Below are 17,490 nucleotides of genomic sequence, written 5' to 3'. Positions count from 1 at the left end.
AATAGAAATGTTGTTGAGGTGATATATTGGCTGAAGGAAAAATTTTCCAATCCCTAAGTGGATTTTATGATATTATTAGTGACGGAAAGATATACAGAACAAGGGCTAGAGGTAATTTTAGAAAGAAGGGCATTACTCCTTTAGTAGGTGATAATGTTGAATTTGAATCTACTACTCCGAAAGAAGGATACTTATTGAAGATTTTTGATCGCAAAAATTCTTTGGTAAGACCACCCATTTCTAACATTGATCAAGCTGTGGTAGTAACATCAGCTGTTCAGCCTGATTTTTCCTACAATCTACTAGATCGTCAATTAGTAGCTGTAGAAATCAATAAGATTACTCCAATTATCTATTTCACTAAGACTGATTTATTAGATGATCAACAATTTGATTATTTCAAAGATGTAAAATCTGTTTATGAAAATGCTGGATATAAAGTTATCTTACCTAGTAATCAAGGTGATAATAATAAATCTGTTGAAGAAATCAAGAGCTTGTTTGCACATAAAGAAACTGTATTTATGGGTCAAACCGGTGCTGGAAAGTCTACGCTTCTAAATAAAATTTCTCCAGATTTAAATCTAGCTACTGGCGAAATCTCAGCTGCATTAAATAGAGGTAAACATACTACTAGAAAAGTTAGTTTTATTGAAATAAATAACGGTTTGGTTGCAGATACCCCAGGTTTCTCATCATATGAAGCATTTGACATTAAACCAGAAGAATTACGAGATTACTTCCCTGAATTTAGGGAAAATGCTAACAAATGTAAATTCCGAGGTTGTGTTCATATAAATGAACCGGGATGTGCGATTAAATCGATGTTGGAAAATGATGAGCTTTCCCATGAACGTTATCATGATTACGTTCAGTTGTATGACATTTTAAAAAATAAAAAACCAATTTATAACAAAAAGAAATGAGGAATTATAGATGATTAAGGTAGCACCATCAATTTTAAGCGCAGATTATTTAAATTTAGAAAGAGACATTGCTAAGGTTGAAGCAGATGCAGAACTATTACATATTGATGTAATGGATGGTTCATTTGTACCTGCTATTTCTTATGGACCTAACTGGGTTTCACAAATCAAAAAAATCTCAAATCTTGTTTTGGATGTTCATTTAATGGTTGTAAATCCAGAAAGATTTGTTGATGAATTTGCAGATAAAGGTGCGGATATTATTGGTGTTCACGTTGAAGCCACTCCACATATTCATCGTGCTCTACAAATGATCAAAAACAAAGGTGTAAAGGCTGAAGTTGTTATCAATCCAGGTACACCTGTTGAAGCAATTAAACCTGTTTTATACATGGTTGACCAAGTTCTAGTGATGACTGTTAACCCAGGTTTTGGTGGTCAAAAGTTCCTAGATGAAACTGTTAAGAAGATTAAGCAATTAGATGATATTAAAAAAGCCGAAGGTTATGACTTCGACATTGAAATTGATGGTGGAGTTAATAACGAAACTGTAAAGGCTGCTGCTGAAGCAGGTGCCACAGTTGCTGTTGCAGGTTCTTATGTATTTGGTGCTGATAATCCAGCCGAAAGAATCCAAACTATGAAAGAAGCTACTAAATAGTTATGAAAACAATCAATTTATTACTCTGCGGACCAACTGACTTATGGCCAGATGAAATGAATAGTATGGAAATCGATGGGGAATGGATTGGAGTTGATCGCGGTAACCTATGGCTAATTGAGAAGGGTAAAACTCCAATTATAGCTATTGGAGACTTCGATTCAATGAGTTCTGATGAACAAAAGATTGTTTCAAGTCACGTTAGCGATATAAGAACTTTTGATCCACATAAAGATTATACTGATACGCAATTAGCTCTTACGATTGCTGATCAAGAGTTAAATGCAGATATAATTAATATTTATGGTGCAACGGGTGGTAGAATTGATCACTTTATTTCTAATTTCTTGATGGCTACAGAACCTAAGTACAAAAGTATAGTTCATAAAATAAGAATTATTGATAAGCAAAATACAATTACTTATTACACACCTGGTGACGGAAAGGTAGTGAAAGAGGATAATAAACATTATCTTGCTTTTATTCCTTTGAACCAGATGAATTTATCAATCTACGATGCTGAATACACATTGGACAATCATTTTGTCCCAAGAGCTTTTGCATATTCTAGTAATCAATTTGTTACCAATGAATGTAACTTTTGGTTTGATGAGGGAATATTATGTGTAATTCAAAGCAAAGATCAAAAATAAAAAGAGGTGACCTTAAATGGTCATCTCTTTTTTGTATAAAAAAAGCTCAACTGTAAGTAAGTTGAGCTTAAATATAATTAGGCACGAGTAACTTTACCTGATTTTAGAGTACGGGCACTAACCCAAACTTTTTTAGGCTTTCCATCTACAAGGATACGAACCTTTTGTAGATTTGGCTTCCAGCTACGACGTGAAGAATTCAAAGCGTGTGAACGCTTGTTACCAAAATGAGTTCTTTTACCATTGATAAAATCTTTAGCCATTGGAAATTCCTCCTTTTTAATGATTTCTAATCAAAAGCGTTGCTTTTATTACATCTCACCTTAATAATTTAGCATATTAAAGCCCAATTTGCAATGGTTTTCTTTCAAGTGAATATACTTGACAGTCTCAAACATTAATTATAACAATACTTTAGCTTTTATTTAACATGTGGTAATATTATATTACGAATATATTAAGAAATCTATCTTTTAAGGAGGCTATCGTTATGGCCGTAAAAATGAAAACAGAATATGGATTAATTGATATTGATAATAATGTCATTTCAACCGTTGTCGGTGGTGCTGCTACAGATAATTACGGTGTAGTAGGGATGGCAAGTAAGAATCAAATTAGAGATAATTTCAATGAAATACTAAAAAAAGATAATTATTCACGTGGTGTAGTTGTTACTCAACATGATAATGATGTTGCAATTGAAGTTAACATTATCGTTAGCTACGGTACTAAAATTTCTGAAGTATGTAAAAATGTTCAATCAAAGGTTAAGTATAATTTAGAAACAATGCTGGGTATTACCGCAAGTTCCGTGAATGTAGTCGTTCAAGGAGTAAGAGTTTTAGATTAAAAGGAGGTTCATTTTAGTGTCTATTTCAAATATAAATAGTTCTAAATTTGATCAAATGGTTCAAGCCGCTGCTACAACCCTTAATAGTAATGCAGAGTTTATTAATTCTTTAAACGTATTTCCTGTTCCCGATGGTGATACAGGAACTAATATGAGCATGTCTTTCCAAAGTGGAGCTGATTATGTAAGTAAAGATACTAGCGAATCTGTAGGGAAATTAGCACAATCATTAGCTAAGGGATTGTTAATGGGAGCACGTGGTAACTCAGGTGTTATTTTGTCACAAATTTTTAGAGGATTCTCTAAATCAGTTGAAAACAAGGATGTTCTGAATGGAAAGGACATCGTAGAAGCTTTCCAAAATAGTGAAAAAACAGCTTATGGTTCAGTGATGAAGCCTACAGAAGGTACTATTTTAACTGTAATTAGAGGCATCTCTGAAGCTGGACAAAAATCTGATGTAAACGATTTAGCTAAATTATTTGATTCTTTATATGATGCAGCTGAAAAAGCACTTCAATCCACACCCGACTTGCTACCTGTTTTAAAACAAGTGGGAGTTGTCGATTCTGGTGGTCAAGGCTTGGTATTTGTAATTAAAGCTTTTGCTGATGTTTTAAATGGTCGAGAAATTGAAACCAGTCATCAACCAAATACTGGTGAAATGGATCAAATGATTGATGCAAGTCATGAACAAAGTCACGAAAGTGCTCAAGGTAAATTGAATCCAGATGACATAGTATACGGTTACTGTACCCAAATCATGGTCAGAATTGGTCGTGGTAAAGAAGTTGAATACGATTTTGATTATGACAAGTTTTATGAACATCTAGCTGGTATAGGTGACTCACTATTAGTTGTTAATGATGATGAAATTGTTAAGGTTCATGTTCATACTGAACAGCCAGGAGAAGTTATCTCATGGGGACAAAAATTCGGTGATTTAGCTAATGTTAAAATCGATAATATGCGTCTTCAACAAGAAACAATCATTGAAAATGATGATAATAAGGCAGAGGATACTAAGCAAGAACCTAAAGATATTGCAATAATTGCAGTAGCTTCTGGTGATGGAATAGGTGAGTTATTTACTAGTTTAGGGGTTACCGATGTTATTAAGGGTGGTCAAACTATGAATCCTAGTACCCAAGATATCTTGGATGCAATCAATAATAGTAACGCCAAAAATGCATTAATTATTCCTAACAATGGTAATATCTTTATGGCAGCTCAACAAGCTGCTGATGTTGCTGAAATTCCAGTCGAAATTGTTCATGCTAAAACAATTCAACAAGGATTAACTTCAATGTTATCCTTCAATCCTGATGCTAGTTTACAAGATAATGTATCTGAAATGGAAGATATGTTAAATACTGTAATTAGTGGGGATGTAACACACGCTGTTAGAGATACAGAAATTGATGGTGTTAAAATTAATAAAGATGACTTTATGGGAATTATCGATGGAAAGATTCAAATTGTTAAAACAGATTTAACTGAAACTGCTATTGAAATGATTAAAGAAATGATCGATGAAGACAGTGAAGTAGTAACAATTATCTATGGTGACGGTATCACTGAAGATGAAGCTAATGATTTATCTGAGAAAGTTGAAGCTATTGACGATGAATTAGAAGTTGAAGTTCATGAAGGTGGTCAACCGGTTTACCCATACCTAATTTCCGTCGAATAAATTTATCGGACATAGTTCCGATTTTTTTATTTTAATAATATTTTGAGATGAGGTGATATGTTGAAAGATTTATATGACTCGGTTTCAGTCCTAAAGGGTGTAGGACCAAAAAAAGTCGAAGCACTTGAAGAATTAGGAATCAGAAGTATTTATGATTTATTAACCTATTACCCATTTAGATATGATGATTTTCAAGTTAAGGATTTGACTCAAATTGTCGATCAAGAAAAAGTAACTCTAAAAGGAAAGATTGCTGCTGATCCAGTGATTGCTCATTTTGGTCGTAAAAGAAATATCTTAAATATAAGACTATTGGTTGATAATGATGTTATAAAGGTTACTTTTTTCAATCAACCTTGGTTAAAGAAACAATTACCAGTTGGTAAAGAAGTATTAATTCATGGCCGTTTTGATAAAGCCAAGGCTTCGCTTGCTGGAATCAAAATATTATCTTCAGTTGATAATAATGAAATGAATGCAATTTATCCTGCTAACAAGCATATTCGCCAAAAAACAATTAGTGATTTAGTTAAGTTGGCCTTTGATGAATATAAAGATGCGATTGATGACATTATTCCAGATAAAATTATTGATAAATACAAATTAGAAAAGCAGGTTAAAGTAATTCATGACATGCATTTCCCCACTAATAATCAAGATGCAATGCTTGCAAGAAGAACAGCTAAATTCAATGAATTTTTTCTTTTTCAAATGCAATTACAATCTCTTAAGATGGCAGAACAAAAAGATAAGGGAATTGAAATTAATTATTCTGATAGTGACATGGAAAAGTTTATTGAAGAATTACCTTTTAAACTTACTGGTGCACAATTAAGAGTTGTTAAGGAAATTTATGCTGATTTAAAGTCTAATCGACAAATGAATAGACTATTGCAGGGGGATGTTGGTTCAGGTAAAACAATTATTGCGGCATTATCTATTCTTGCGACAATTGATGGTGGCTATCAAGCAGCATTGATGGCACCAACTGAAATTTTGGCTGAACAGCATGCCAACAAATTAGCTAAGTTGTTTGAAAACACTAAGGTGAATGTTGCTTTGTTAACTGGTGATACAAAGGCAGCGGCTAAGAAAGAGTTATTACCAAGAATTGCTTCTGGAGAAATTAACCTGGTTATTGGTACGCATGCGTTAATCCAAGATACCGTGATTTATAATAACTTAGGCCTTGCAATCATTGATGAACAACATCGTTTTGGTGTTAACCAAAGAAAAATTCTTCGTGAAAAAAATGATGGAACGAATGTTTTAGCAATGACTGCGACACCAATTCCTAGAACGTTGGCAATTACATCTTACGGTGAAATGGACGTTTCAATAATTGATGAATTACCTAATGGACGCCAACCGGTTAAAACCGCATGGATTAAAGAAGGTCAGTTTAAAAATTCGATTCCATTTATTAAGGAAAGACTAAATAGTGGTGAACAAATTTATGTAGTAACTCCTTTAGTGGAAGAGTCAGAAGCAGTTGATATGAAAAATGCTGTTAATATATATGAAAACTTTCAGAAGTTATTTGAGCCTGATTTCAAAGTCGGTTTACTTCATGGTAGAATGAAAGATGAAGAAAAAAATTCTACCATGGAAAGTTTTGAAAATAACGAGTTTCAAATCCTAGTCTCAACAACCGTTATCGAAGTTGGGGTTGATGTAAGCAACGCAACAATGATGATTGTATTTAACGCAGATCATTTTGGATTAGCACAGCTTCATCAACTTCGAGGAAGAGTCGGTAGAGGAAGCAGCCAATCATATTGCTTATTGGTTTCTGATCCAAAAACTGAAACTGGTGTTAAGCGAATGAATGTAATGGTACAAAGTAATGATGGCTTTGTTATTTCCCAAAAAGATTTGGAATTACGTGGCCCAGGTGATATTATGGGAAAAGCGCAGTCTGGATTGCCTGAGTTTAAAGTTGGTGATCCTGTTGCTGATTTAAAGATGTTAAGCATCGCTCAGCAAGAGGCAATTTTAGTAGTAAATACTAATAATTGGCAAAATGACCCAGAATATAGTAAATTATATAGTTACGTTCAACAAAAAAATAATAATAAAATGTTTGACTAAGAAGGAGTTTTATAAGATGAAAATTGCGATTGATGCTATGGGTGGAGACAATGCACCGTTAGAAGTTGTTAAAGGGGTAGAAATGGCTAGAGATCAATATCCTGATATTGAATTTAAGCTATTTGGTCAAATTGATAAGGTTAAGCCTTTAATTCAAAATGACGAAAGAATTGAATTAATTCAATCTGACGAAGTTATTGAAATGGGTGAAGAACCTGTTAAGGCAGTAATGAAAAAGAAAAACTCTAGTTTAGATATGGCTGCTCAAGCTGTTAAAGATAAAGAAGCCGACGCATTCTTTTCAGCCGGTAATACTGGTGCAATTTTAGCTGCTGGTTTATTCATTATCGGTAGAATTAAAGGAATCAATCGTCCAGGTTTAGCAACTACTTTACCAATTGTTAATGATGAATATCATGATAACTTTGTAATGCTAGATGTAGGTGCAAACGCTGAATCTAAACTATTTAACCTTTATCAATATGCTTTTATGGGTAAATATTATGCAGAAAACGTTAGAAATATTAAAAACCCACGTATTGGATTATTAAATAACGGTACTGAAGCTGATAAAGGTGATGCTTTACATAAGGCAGCAAACGAATTATTAGCTAACGATAAGAACTTAAACTTCATTGGTAACGTTGAATCAAGAGAACTATTAAATGGTGCTGCCGATGTTGTTGTTACTGATGGATTTACTGGAAATGCCGCTCTAAAGGCTATTGAAGGTACTGCATTATCACTTCTTACTTTGATTAAAGGCGAAATCATGTCAGGTGGTCTTAAGTCAAAAGTTGGTGCCCTAATGCTTAAGCCAACATTTAAGAAGATTGGTAAAGAAATGGATTACTCACAATACGGTGGAGCTGTTTTAATGGGTACTAAAGCACCTGTTGTTAAGGCTCATGGTAGTAGTGAAGCAGTAACCATTAAAAACACTATTTTCCAAATCAAGACAATGATTGATTCAAAAACAATTGATAACGTTGTTGAATATTTTGATAAGCATGCTGATGATATGCAACAAATCAAACAAAACGCGAAAAACAACTAAATATCTGTTATAATTAATTATATTATTTACGATTTGAAGGAGATAAGTTATGACAAAAGAAGAAGTATTTAATAAAATTGCTGATTTAGTAGCTGAACAATTTGGAATTGATAGAACTACCATCAAGAGTGACTTAAACTTTCAAAATGATTTAGATGCTGATTCAATTGATTTCGTTGAATTTGTATTGTCTCTAGAAAGTGCATTTGGTACTGATATTTCAGATGAAGATGCTGAAAATATTAAAACTATTGATGAAGCCGTAGACTACGTTATGTCTAACGCTGATAACAAATAATTAAAAAGGCGATTACTCAATAGTAATCGTCTTTTGTTGTATTAATAACTGGAGGAGTTAGTTTGGAAAAAGAGTTTGATGATTTATTAGAAAAAAAGTTTAATATAAAATTTAAAGATGAATCATTATTGGACGAAGCTTTTACACAAGCTTCATATGTTAATGAACATCCAGGTAAGAATCTAAAATTTTATGAACGAATTGAATTTTTAGGTGATGCGGTTTACGAATTAGTCGTATCAGAATATATTTACAAGAGATTTCCTAATTTACCACAGGGTAGACTTACAAGACTAAGAGCAGCTATGGTTAATGAACAAAGCTTCAGTAGTTTTGCTAGAGAATGTCACTTCGATAAATATATTAGACTTGGTAAGGGTGAAGAAAAAGCACAAGCAAGAAGCCGTGATTCTTTGCTTTGTGATATTTTTGAATCTTTCATTGGTGCAGTTTACTTAGACCAAGGCATGGAACCAGTAGTTAAGTTTTGTCATCAAGTAATTTTTCCTAAATTAGACGAAGGATGGTTTGATGAATTCTTTGATCACAAAACAGAATTACAAGAATTGGCACAAGCAAATGGACCAGTGGAAATAGTTTACAACTTACTCGATGAAAATGGACCTGAAAATGATCGTCGCTTTAAAGTTTCAGTTACAATCGATGGTGTTGAAAAAGGTGTTGGTGAAGGCCATTCAAAAAAGAATGCTGAACAAGGCGCTGCTAAAAAAGCGATTAATAAACTTACAGAATAAAATAGGATGGAGAAAATACATTGAAGTTAAAATCATTGGAAATTGCTGGATTTAAGTCCTTTGCAAATAAAACAACAATAAGTTTCACCGATGGTTTAACTGCAATCGTAGGACCTAATGGTAGTGGTAAAAGTAACGTAATTGAGGCAATTAGATGGGTTTTAGGTGAACAGTCATCTAAAACTTTGCGTGGTACTAAAATGTCTGATGTTATTTTTTCAGGTTCAAGTACACATAATCCAGTAAATCGTGCAGAAGTTAAATTAACTCTAGATAATTCAGATCAATACATCAATAGTCCTTATTCAGAAATAATTATTACTAGAAGACTATATCGTTCCGGTGAAAGTCAATACTTAATTAATAACTCAGAATGTAGACTAAAGGATATTAATAATCTCTTTATGGATACAGGGATGGGACTTGGTTCTTTCTCCATTATTTCTCAAGGAAGCGTTGAAGATATCTTTAACAGCAAACCCGAAGATAGAAGATCAATTATCGAAACTGCGGCAGGGGTTTATAAATATAAGCAACAAAAGCATGATGCCAACCTTAAGTTACAACAAACACATGAAAATTTAGACCGTGTTGAAGATATTATTTTCGAACTAAAAGATCGTAATGATCAATTAAAAGAACAAAGTTCTACGGCAGTTAAATACCTTGATTTAAAAAAGGAATTAAAGCAGTATGATATTTCCAGAATTGCGCTCGAATTAAATAGTTTGGGAGTCGAATTCAATGCGACTGAAAAGATTATTGAGGAAGAAGAACAGAATGCTAAAAATATTAGTAATGATTTAGATGTTTTAAGCAATCAGAAAAAATCACTTAATACTCAATTATCAGAATTGTTGTCGAAAAAAGAGCAACAACAAGATTCATTGCTAACTTACACTAAAAAAATCGAACAACTTTCAGGACAACAAAATCTTTCTAAGCAAGAAATTGAATTTAAGAAGAGTAGTCTAGTTGAACATAAAGATTCCTTAGAAAAGTTAAAGGCACAATTAAGCAATTTAGAAAAAAAAGAAAAAGAAATTAATGCTGAAATTGAAAAAGTGAATAGCGAAATTGCTATCATCAATGAAAAATTAAGTTCTCTTGATGAAGAAAATATTAATAAATCAATATCAGATAAAAGAGAAGAATATGAGTCTCTTCGTGGTGAATACGTTGCAATTATGCAAAAGATTGCTAATGTTAATAACGAAAGGACGTATTTAGAAAAGACACAAAAACAAGCTGATGCTCAAAGCGATACAAACAGACAAAAGATTGCTGGAATCAATGATGAGATTAATCAATTAGAAGATAATTTGTCATCTTTAGATCATGAATATCAAATTAATTTAGCTAAGTATGAAGATAGCAAAAAAATCGTTGATAAGTATCATAAGGAACAAGTTCAACTAAAAACTGATGCAGCAAGAATTCAAGATGATTGGTACAAAGCACTTGAAAGAAATCAAAGCATTAAGATTAAATACAATAGTTTAAACAATCTACAAAATGATCACAGTAATTTCTTTAAGGGTGCTCAAAGTGTTTTAAATAATAAAAATCAATTATCTGGAGTTTTAGGTTCAGTATCTGACTTTATTAAGGTTCCATCCGAATATACTAAAGCTATTGAAACAGCTCTTGGTAATCAACTACAACAAATTGTTGTTGCGAATAATCAAGCAGCTCGAAATGCGGTTAAGTTTTTAAATGATAATCGATTAGGTCGTGCTACGTTCTTACCAATTAATGAGATTAGCAGAAGAAATGTTAACAATAACGTTCTGGCTGCCTGTCAGCAAAATAATGGATTTGTCGGTATTGGTAACCAATTAGTTTCAATCGATCCTAAATTAGATGCAGTTACTGCACATCTTCTAGGAAATTTGATTGTTACTAAAGATTTAAGTTCTGCCACCCAACTTAGCAATCAAATTAGACATTCTAACCGAATTGTGACTTTGAATGGTGAGGTTGTTAATGCTGGTGGATCTATTACTGGTGGTACTAATAAGAAACAATTTGATGGTGTTTTAACGCAAAAGAATAATTTAGTTGAATTAGAAAAAGAATTCTCTAAGGGTAAAGAAATCGCTGAAGGACTTGAAAAACAATTAAACGAAGCGCAAGCCAAACTTCAATCGATAAACGATGAAATGGAACAATACTATCAACAACAAAGGGATGCTGCTGGACTAGTTGATATTAGCAAGAATAAGGTTAGTTTTGCTAAGGACACTCTTGAAAGAAAACAACGTGAACTAAAAGCGGTTAAATTATCAATTGGTGGTCTCTTTGAAGATGATATCGAAGAAAAGAAAAAGCAAAATGAAAAACTAAAAGAACAATTGAACTTAGATTTATTAAATAATCAATCTCAATCTCGTGATGTCTCTGAAAAGATTGAAACGCTTGAAAAAATGAAAGAGTCTAACGTTTCTGAAATTCAAAGCACTAGAGAAAAATTAATTGTTCAAAAAGAAAAGCTTTCTAATTTCAGGGATCAAAAAGCTAATTTAATTGAAGATTTCGATAGACTTGGTTCTGAAATTGATGATGAAAAAGATATCATTGACGAATTGAATGAAGCAATTAGTAACAATATGCTATCAGCTAACCAAGATGGTGAAATTAAGAAAGTTAATGAAAACATTCAAAAAACTCAAGACGATTTGGAAAAGTGTAAGTCTGAGATTGATGAACATCAAGAAAGCATTAAAGAAATTGAAGAAAAGGTTGATAAATTAAGTAAAGATTCTATTAGTCAACAAAATTACTTAAATAAGCAAGTTAATAAATTTGATCAATTAAAAGGTCAACTTGTTAATTTAAAACAACAATTAGTTGGAAAGTATGAAGTAGACATAAAGGATATTGATGACATTGTTATTGATGATAGTGTTGAAAATATCAAGAATAGAATTGCTCAATTAAAACGAGAAATTGATAGTTTAGGGATCGTTAATGTTTCAGCAATCGATGAATACAAGGAAGTATCTAAACGTTATGAATTTTTAGTGCAACAATCTGATGATCTTAAAAATTCAAGTCAACAATTAACTGATACTATGAATAAAATCGATGTAACTGTTGAGAAGAAATTCTCAGAAACATTTGAAGCAATCGCTTATCAGTTCTCAAAAGTCTATAATGAAATTTTTGGTGGTGGAAAAGCTAAATTAGTTTTAACTGATCCAAATGATCTTTTGACAACTGGAATTGAGATTATGGCACAGCCACCTGGTAAAAAGTACAGACATATGTCATTATTGTCTGGTGGAGAAAAAGCATTAACTGCAATTGCATTACTTTTCGCTGTGCTTAAGGTTAAACCAGTTCCATTTAGTATCTTGGATGAAGCAGAATCTGCTTTAGATGCTGAAAATGTTGATAGATATGCTCATTACATGACAAAATTAGATGATGGAACCCAGTTTATTGTTATTACGCATAGAAAAGAAACAATGGTTTATGCAAATACATTGTACGGTGTAACGATGCAAAACTCTGGAGTTTCTAAAGTGGTTACTGCAAATCTAAACAAGTACAATGCATCGGAGGAATAACCAATGGGATTATTTGATGTTTTTAAGAAAAAAAGTAATGATGAACAAAATATTAAAGATACAACTAATGACGCGAATGAAAATCAAGATGTTGTAAAAGAAGATGAAGTCAGTTCTGATGAATCCAAATTAGTTGATATCGAAACAAGTGATGACAACGATGTCTCACAAGAAAAGTTTACTGACGGGTTGGAAAAATCTAGAACTACATTTGGTGACCGTTTAAACCAATTATTTGCTAATTTTAGAAGTGTTGATGAAGAATTTTTTGAAGATTTAGAAGACACTTTAATTGAATCAGATGTTGGCTTTGAAATGGCGGTTAATTTAACTGATCAATTAAGAGATGAAGTTAAGTTACAAAATGCTAAAAGTAGGGATGAAGTTCAAAATGTTATTATTCAAAGGATGATTAACATTTATGATGAAAACGGTGATGATGAAAATCCAGACATTCATTTCGCAAGTGAAGGTCCTACTGTTATTCTTTTTGTCGGTGTTAATGGAGTTGGAAAGACAACTACTATTGGTAAGATGGCTAATATGTACAAAAATGCTGGTAAAAAGGTATTACTTGCAGCTGCAGATACATTTAGAGCCGGAGCTATTCAGCAACTAGATGAATGGGCTAAAAGAGATGGTGTCGACATTGTGAAAAAAGAAGAACAAAGTGACCCATCAGCCGTTGTTTATGAAGCTGTTCATAAGGCTAAAGATGAAAATTATGATATTTTATTCGTGGATACAGCGGGTAGACTTCAAAATAAGGTTAACTTAATGAATGAACTAGCTAAGATGAAAAAAGTGTTAACTAGAGAAATTCCTGATGCACCTCATGAAGTACTATTAGTCTTAGATTCAACTACTGGTCAAAACGCACTTAGTCAAGCTAAGTTATTCAAGGAAACTACCGCTGTTTCTGGAATTGTTTTAACTAAGTTAGATGGAACTGCTAAAGGTGGTATTGTTCTAGCAATTAGAAACGAATTACACCTACCAGTTAAATATGTTGGATTGGGTGAAAAAGTTACTGATTTGAGAAAATTTGATGCTAATGATTTTATTTATGGATTATTTAAAGGATTAATTAAGTAGTCCTTCGAAAGGATTGATTTAATGGAAATCGAAAAAAATTATCGGATTAATTCTTTATTTGAATTCTATAGACCTTTATTAACTAGTAAACAGGATAGCTATATTCAACTTTATTATGCTGATGACTATTCTTTAGGAGAAATCTCTGAGGAGTTTAATGTTAGCCGTCAAGCGGTTTATGATAATATAAGACGGACAGAAGTTATTCTGGAAAAATATGAAGATCAATTACATCTATATGCTGATTTTCAAAAGAGAAATCAACAGACTGATTCAATCAGAAATTATGTTAGAAAAGCATATAGTGATGACGCAAAATTAAATCAACTTGTTGATGAATTAGAAAATACAGAAGAAAAATGAAAGTGGTGAAATAAATGGCATTTGAAGGATTAACAGAACGACTTCAAAAAGCAATGCGTAATTTACGTGGAAAGGGTAAAGTTTCAGAAGCTGACCTAAGAGAAACAATGCGTGAAATTAGATTAGCGCTTTTAGAAGCCGATGTTAACTTCACTGTTGTGAGAAATTTCGTTAAACGTGTACAAGAACGTTCACGTGGAGCTGAAGTTTTAGAAGGATTAAACCCAGCACAACAAATTGTTAAGATTGTTAATGAAGAATTAACAAAAACAATGGGGGAAGAAGCTGTTCCTCTTAATAAATCTGATAAAATTCCAACTGTGATTATGATGGCCGGTCTTCAAGGGGCAGGTAAAACCACTACAGTTGGTAAATTAGCATTAAAACTTCAAAAAGAAGAAAATGCACGACCACTTCTAATTGCAGCCGATGTTTACCGTCCTGCTGCCATTGATCAATTAGAAACTGTGGGAAAACAAATTAATGTTCCAGTTTTCCAACAAGGAACAGATGTTAATCCAGTTGAAATCGTAAAAAATGGGATGGCTAAAGCTCAAGAAGAACATAATGACTATGTTTTAATTGATACAGCTGGTCGTCTACAAATTGACGAAAAATTAATGTATGAGTTAAAAGAAATTAAAGCACTAACTAATCCAGATGAAATCTTATTAGTTGTCGATGCAATGACTGGTCAAAACGCTGTTAACACTGCAGAAGGATTTAATGAAGCTTTAGATATTACCGGGGTAGTACTAACTAAGTTAGATGGTGATACTCGAGGTGGGGCAGCTCTTTCTATCAGAGAAGTAACTCAAAAGCCAATTAAATTTATTGGTCAAGGTGAAAAGATGGAAGCTCTAGATGTATTCCATCCAGATAGAATGGCATCTCGTATTCTTGGAATGGGAGATATTCTTTCATTAATCGAAAAAACACAAAACGATTATGATGAAAAACAAGCTAAGCAATTAGCTGAAAAAATGCAAAATAATACTTTTGGATTTGAAGATTTCCTTGACCAATTGGAACAAATTCAAAAGATGGGTCCTTTGGATGAAATTATGAAAATGATTCCAGGGATGGCTAATAATCCAGCTTTAAAGAATGTTAATATGGACCCTAAGGATCTAGAACATATTAAAGCAATTATTTATTCAATGACTTACGAGGAACGTAACAACCCTGACTTATTAAATCCTTCTAGAAGAAGAAGAATTTCAAGAGGTTGTGGCCGTCCAATTCAAGAAGTTAACCGAATGATTAAACAATTCAACCAAATGAAAGACATGATGAATAAGATGTCTAACGGTAACATGTCAGGAATGGAACAAATGATGGGTAATATGGGTGGAATGCCAAATATGCCTGGGATGCCTGGTATGGGCGGCGGAATTGGTGGTAAATTGTCTGAAATGGCAATGAAACGAATGAGCCGTAAGATTAGCAAAAAGATGAATAAGAATAGACGTAAGCGAAACAAAAAGCGTTAATTTCTTCACTTTTAGCAAAAAAATGATGGTGTAAAGAAAAAAACCTTTACAAGCATCCAAATAACTGTTATATTTAATATCGTTAAAAGAAATACAGGAGGTGTTTATTAATGTCTGTTAAAATTCGTTTGAAGAGAATGGGTTCAAAGAAACGTCCTTTCTACCGTGTCGTAGTTGCTGATTCACGTAGCCCTCGTGATGGTCGTTTTATCCAAACTGTTGGTACTTACAACCCATTAACTGAACCAAGCACTGTTAAACTTGAAGAAGATGATATCTTCGAATGGTTAAACAAGGGTGCTCAACCTTCAGATACTGTTCGTAACTTACTATCTGAAGCTGGTATCATGAAGAAGTACCATGAAGCAAAATACTCAAAGAAATAAAGTGATAGCTAGTTATGACTAATTTTGATGAGCTGATTAAAAAAATCGTAAAACCACTGGTGGAAAATCCAGAGGATGTTGCTATTGAACATAGTGAATCTGATCGTTTTTATGAATATCATCTAATTACTAATTCTGCTGACGTTGGTAGAATTATTGGTAAAAAGGGCCATGTAGCGCAAACAATTCGTACGATTGTTTATAGTGCTCGTGTTTCAGGTGAAAAACGCGTTAGATTAATTATTGATGATAGTAAAAATAAAAACTCTTAAATGAAACCTTGGTGTTTTGTTTAAGAGTTTTTTAACATAAAAAGGGGAATTGCAATGGATTTTTATAATATTGGTAAAATTGTAAATACTCAAGGACTACGTGGTGAAGTAAGAGTTATGTCAATTACTGACTTCCCGGAAAAACGTTTTCAAGTTGGTAATGAGGTTTATGCATTTTTAAATGAAGATAAAAGTGAAAAACTTGAAATAGATGGTGTAAGAAGTCATAAAAACTTTATCTTGCTTCATTTTAAAGGTAAGCCAACTATTAACGATGTTGAATATTTAAAGCCATCAATTCTAAAAATTGCTGAAGATCAGCTTGATAATGACGATTTAAATCCGGGTGAATATTATTATCACCAAATTATTGGTCTAAATGTTATTGATACTGATGGAAATAGTATTGGGACTGTTAAGGAAATATTATCACCAGGGGCTAATGACGTGTGGGTGGTAAAACGTGATAACAAATCTGATTTATTATTACCTAAGATTGATTCAGTTATCTTAGATGTTAATTTAGATGATAGTGTTATTACTGTTGAAATTCCTGGAGGACTTGATGATGAAGATTGATGTCTTAAGTCTTTTTCCTGATATGTTTGAGGGGCCATTAGGTGATTCAATCTTAGGAAAAGCCAAAGATAAAGGTGCTTTAGATATTGAAATAACCAACTTTAGAGACTATTCAACTAATAAGCATGGAAATGTGGATGATTATCCTTTTGGTGGTGGTGCAGGTATGTTATTACAAGCACAACCAATTTTTGATGCCTTAGAAGCCACACAAAATAAAGCACTAGAAAGTGGTTTATCAAAGGGAAGAATTATTCTTTTAGATCCTGCTGGAAAAAAGTTCGACCAAAACGAAGCTGAACAATTAGCAAAAGAAGACCATTTGACTTTTATTTGTGGTCATTATGAAGGATATGATGAAAGAATTAAGTCATTGGTTACTGATGAGTATTCTTTAGGTGACTTTGTTCTTACTGGTGGAGAATTACCTGCAATGGTAATGATTGATGCCACTGCTAGACTATTAGACAATGTTTTAGGAAATGATGAATCAGCACCAGGAGATTCTTTTTCTAGTGGACTTTTAGAGTATCCACAGTATACACGTCCTGCTGATTTTAGAGGTATGAAAGTTCCTGATGTATTAACTAGTGGTAATCATCAAAAAATTGAAGAATGGCGACAAAAAGAGTCATTAAGAAAGACCTATAAGCGTCGTCCGGACTTAATTGATTATAGTAAATTAACTGATTTACAGAAAAAATTATTAGCGGAAGTAAAAATAGAGGAAGAATAATAGTCCTTTA

Annotated in this window: 17 protein-coding genes and 1 pseudogene; 17 read left to right on the top strand and 1 reads right to left on the bottom strand. The window is 32.8% G+C overall.

Annotated elements, in window-relative coordinates:
- The first annotated feature begins 26 nt into the window (after positions 1-26).
- Genes rsgA through RZ74_RS03290 form a run of 3 tightly spaced genes read left to right on the top strand, consistent with a single transcriptional unit; the run spans position 27 to position 2,240 of the window.
- Positions 27-926, top strand: coding sequence for a ribosome small subunit-dependent GTPase A (gene rsgA / locus RZ74_RS03300; RefSeq protein WP_053950034.1), 900 nt, complete (start codon positions 27-29; stop codon positions 924-926).
- A gap of 10 nt (positions 927-936) precedes the next feature.
- Positions 937-1,587, top strand: coding sequence for a ribulose-phosphate 3-epimerase (gene rpe / locus RZ74_RS03295; RefSeq protein WP_053950033.1), 651 nt, complete (start codon positions 937-939; stop codon positions 1,585-1,587).
- Positions 1,588-1,589: 2 nt separating this feature from the next.
- Positions 1,590-2,240, top strand: a complete 651-nt coding sequence (locus RZ74_RS03290; RefSeq protein WP_053950032.1) for a thiamine diphosphokinase — start codon at positions 1,590-1,592, stop codon at positions 2,238-2,240.
- A 77-nt stretch (positions 2,241-2,317) separates the two neighbouring features.
- Here RZ74_RS03290 and rpmB read toward each other — a convergent pair whose 3' ends face one another.
- The gene (gene rpmB, locus RZ74_RS03285; protein ID WP_053950031.1) at positions 2,318-2,503 is read right to left on the bottom strand and encodes a 50S ribosomal protein L28; all 186 of its coding nucleotides are present in this window, start codon (positions 2,501-2,503) and stop codon (positions 2,318-2,320) included.
- A 227-nt stretch (positions 2,504-2,730) separates the two neighbouring features.
- Here rpmB and RZ74_RS03280 point away from each other — a divergent pair, with 227 nt between their 5' ends.
- The 14 genes and pseudogenes from RZ74_RS03280 to trmD all read left to right on the top strand — a co-directional run bounded on the left by RZ74_RS03280 (position 2,731) and on the right by trmD (position 17,480).
- Positions 2,731-3,090 carry an Asp23/Gls24 family envelope stress response protein gene (locus RZ74_RS03280; protein ID WP_053950030.1) on the top strand — a complete coding sequence of 120 codons (360 nt, stop codon included), beginning with the start codon at positions 2,731-2,733 and terminating at the stop codon, positions 3,088-3,090.
- 16 nt (positions 3,091-3,106) lie between these two features.
- Entirely contained in the window at positions 3,107-4,783 is a 1,677-nt protein-coding gene (locus RZ74_RS03275) for a DAK2 domain-containing protein (protein ID WP_053950029.1), read from the top strand.
- 57 nt (positions 4,784-4,840) lie between these two features.
- On the top strand, positions 4,841-6,874 hold the full coding sequence (gene recG, locus RZ74_RS03270) for an ATP-dependent DNA helicase RecG (protein ID WP_053950028.1): 2,034 nt from the start codon (positions 4,841-4,843) through the stop codon (positions 6,872-6,874).
- Positions 6,875-6,890: 16 nt separating this feature from the next.
- Positions 6,891-7,931: a phosphate acyltransferase PlsX gene (gene plsX, locus RZ74_RS03265; RefSeq protein ID WP_053950027.1), complete on the top strand. Its 1,041-nt coding sequence runs from the start codon at positions 6,891-6,893 to the stop codon at positions 7,929-7,931.
- 49 nt (positions 7,932-7,980) lie between these two features.
- A complete protein-coding gene (acpP, locus tag RZ74_RS03260) occupies positions 7,981-8,229 on the top strand; it encodes an acyl carrier protein (protein ID WP_053950026.1) in 249 nt (82 codons plus the stop codon).
- Positions 8,230-8,291: 62 nt separating this feature from the next.
- Complete coding sequence (gene rnc, locus RZ74_RS03255) at positions 8,292-8,984, top strand: ribonuclease III (RefSeq protein ID WP_053950025.1); 693 nt, start codon at positions 8,292-8,294, stop codon at positions 8,982-8,984.
- A 20-nt stretch (positions 8,985-9,004) separates the two neighbouring features.
- Positions 9,005-12,556, top strand: a complete 3,552-nt coding sequence (gene smc, locus RZ74_RS03250) for a chromosome segregation protein SMC (protein ID WP_053950024.1) — start codon at positions 9,005-9,007, stop codon at positions 12,554-12,556.
- Positions 12,557-12,736: 180 nt separating this feature from the next.
- A pseudogene (gene ftsY / locus RZ74_RS03245) lies at positions 12,737-13,651 on the top strand (signal recognition particle-docking protein FtsY); the annotation flags it as partial.
- A gap of 21 nt (positions 13,652-13,672) precedes the next feature.
- Positions 13,673-14,014 carry a putative DNA-binding protein gene (locus RZ74_RS03240; protein WP_053950023.1) on the top strand — a complete coding sequence of 114 codons (342 nt, stop codon included), beginning with the start codon at positions 13,673-13,675 and terminating at the stop codon, positions 14,012-14,014.
- A gap of 14 nt (positions 14,015-14,028) precedes the next feature.
- On the top strand, positions 14,029-15,507 hold the full coding sequence (ffh, locus tag RZ74_RS03235; RefSeq protein ID WP_053950022.1) for a signal recognition particle protein: 1,479 nt from the start codon (positions 14,029-14,031) through the stop codon (positions 15,505-15,507).
- A gap of 110 nt (positions 15,508-15,617) precedes the next feature.
- Positions 15,618-15,893, top strand: coding sequence for a 30S ribosomal protein S16 (rpsP, locus tag RZ74_RS03230; RefSeq protein WP_053950021.1), 276 nt, complete (start codon positions 15,618-15,620; stop codon positions 15,891-15,893).
- A 14-nt stretch (positions 15,894-15,907) separates the two neighbouring features.
- Entirely contained in the window at positions 15,908-16,165 is a 258-nt protein-coding gene (locus RZ74_RS03225; RefSeq protein WP_053950020.1) for a KH domain-containing protein, read from the top strand.
- Between the two features lie 54 nt (positions 16,166-16,219).
- A complete protein-coding gene (rimM, locus tag RZ74_RS03220) occupies positions 16,220-16,744 on the top strand; it encodes a ribosome maturation factor RimM (protein ID WP_053950019.1) in 525 nt (174 codons plus the stop codon).
- Positions 16,734-17,480 carry a tRNA (guanosine(37)-N1)-methyltransferase TrmD gene (gene trmD, locus RZ74_RS03215; RefSeq protein ID WP_053950018.1) on the top strand — a complete coding sequence of 249 codons (747 nt, stop codon included), beginning with the start codon at positions 16,734-16,736 and terminating at the stop codon, positions 17,478-17,480. Before rimM ends, trmD begins: the two co-directional genes overlap by 11 nt.
- Positions 17,481-17,490 lie beyond the last annotated feature (10 nt).

This window comes from Apilactobacillus apinorum, from assembly GCF_001281175.1.
Taxonomy (GTDB): Bacteria; Bacillota; Bacilli; order Lactobacillales; family Lactobacillaceae; genus Apilactobacillus; species Apilactobacillus apinorum.
The sequence above is the reverse complement of the archived record's forward strand: the minus strand, read 5'-3'. Positions and strand labels throughout refer to the sequence as shown.

Bases quoted from the DNA above. Each gene is read 5' to 3' on its own strand.
- RZ74_RS03225 (WP_053950020.1), top strand. From the start codon at position 15,908: ATGACTAATTTTGATGAGCTGATTAAAAAAATCGTAAAACCACTGGTG.
- rpmB (WP_053950031.1), bottom strand. From the start codon at position 2,503: ATGGCTAAAGATTTTATCAATGGTAAAAGAACTCATTTTGGTAACAAG.
- ffh (WP_053950022.1), top strand. From the start codon at position 14,029: ATGGCATTTGAAGGATTAACAGAACGACTTCAAAAAGCAATGCGTAAT.
- rimM (WP_053950019.1), top strand. From the start codon at position 16,220: ATGGATTTTTATAATATTGGTAAAATTGTAAATACTCAAGGACTACGT.
- recG (WP_053950028.1), top strand. From the start codon at position 4,841: ATGTTGAAAGATTTATATGACTCGGTTTCAGTCCTAAAGGGTGTAGGA.
- RZ74_RS03290 (WP_053950032.1), top strand. From the start codon at position 1,590: ATGAAAACAATCAATTTATTACTCTGCGGACCAACTGACTTATGGCCA.
- RZ74_RS03280 (WP_053950030.1), top strand. From the start codon at position 2,731: ATGGCCGTAAAAATGAAAACAGAATATGGATTAATTGATATTGATAAT.
- acpP (WP_053950026.1), top strand. From the start codon at position 7,981: ATGACAAAAGAAGAAGTATTTAATAAAATTGCTGATTTAGTAGCTGAA.
- trmD (WP_053950018.1), top strand. From the start codon at position 16,734: ATGAAGATTGATGTCTTAAGTCTTTTTCCTGATATGTTTGAGGGGCCA.
- rpsP (WP_053950021.1), top strand. From the start codon at position 15,618: ATGTCTGTTAAAATTCGTTTGAAGAGAATGGGTTCAAAGAAACGTCCT.
- rpe (WP_053950033.1), top strand. From the start codon at position 937: ATGATTAAGGTAGCACCATCAATTTTAAGCGCAGATTATTTAAATTTA.
- RZ74_RS03240 (WP_053950023.1), top strand. From the start codon at position 13,673: ATGGAAATCGAAAAAAATTATCGGATTAATTCTTTATTTGAATTCTAT.
- plsX (WP_053950027.1), top strand. From the start codon at position 6,891: ATGAAAATTGCGATTGATGCTATGGGTGGAGACAATGCACCGTTAGAA.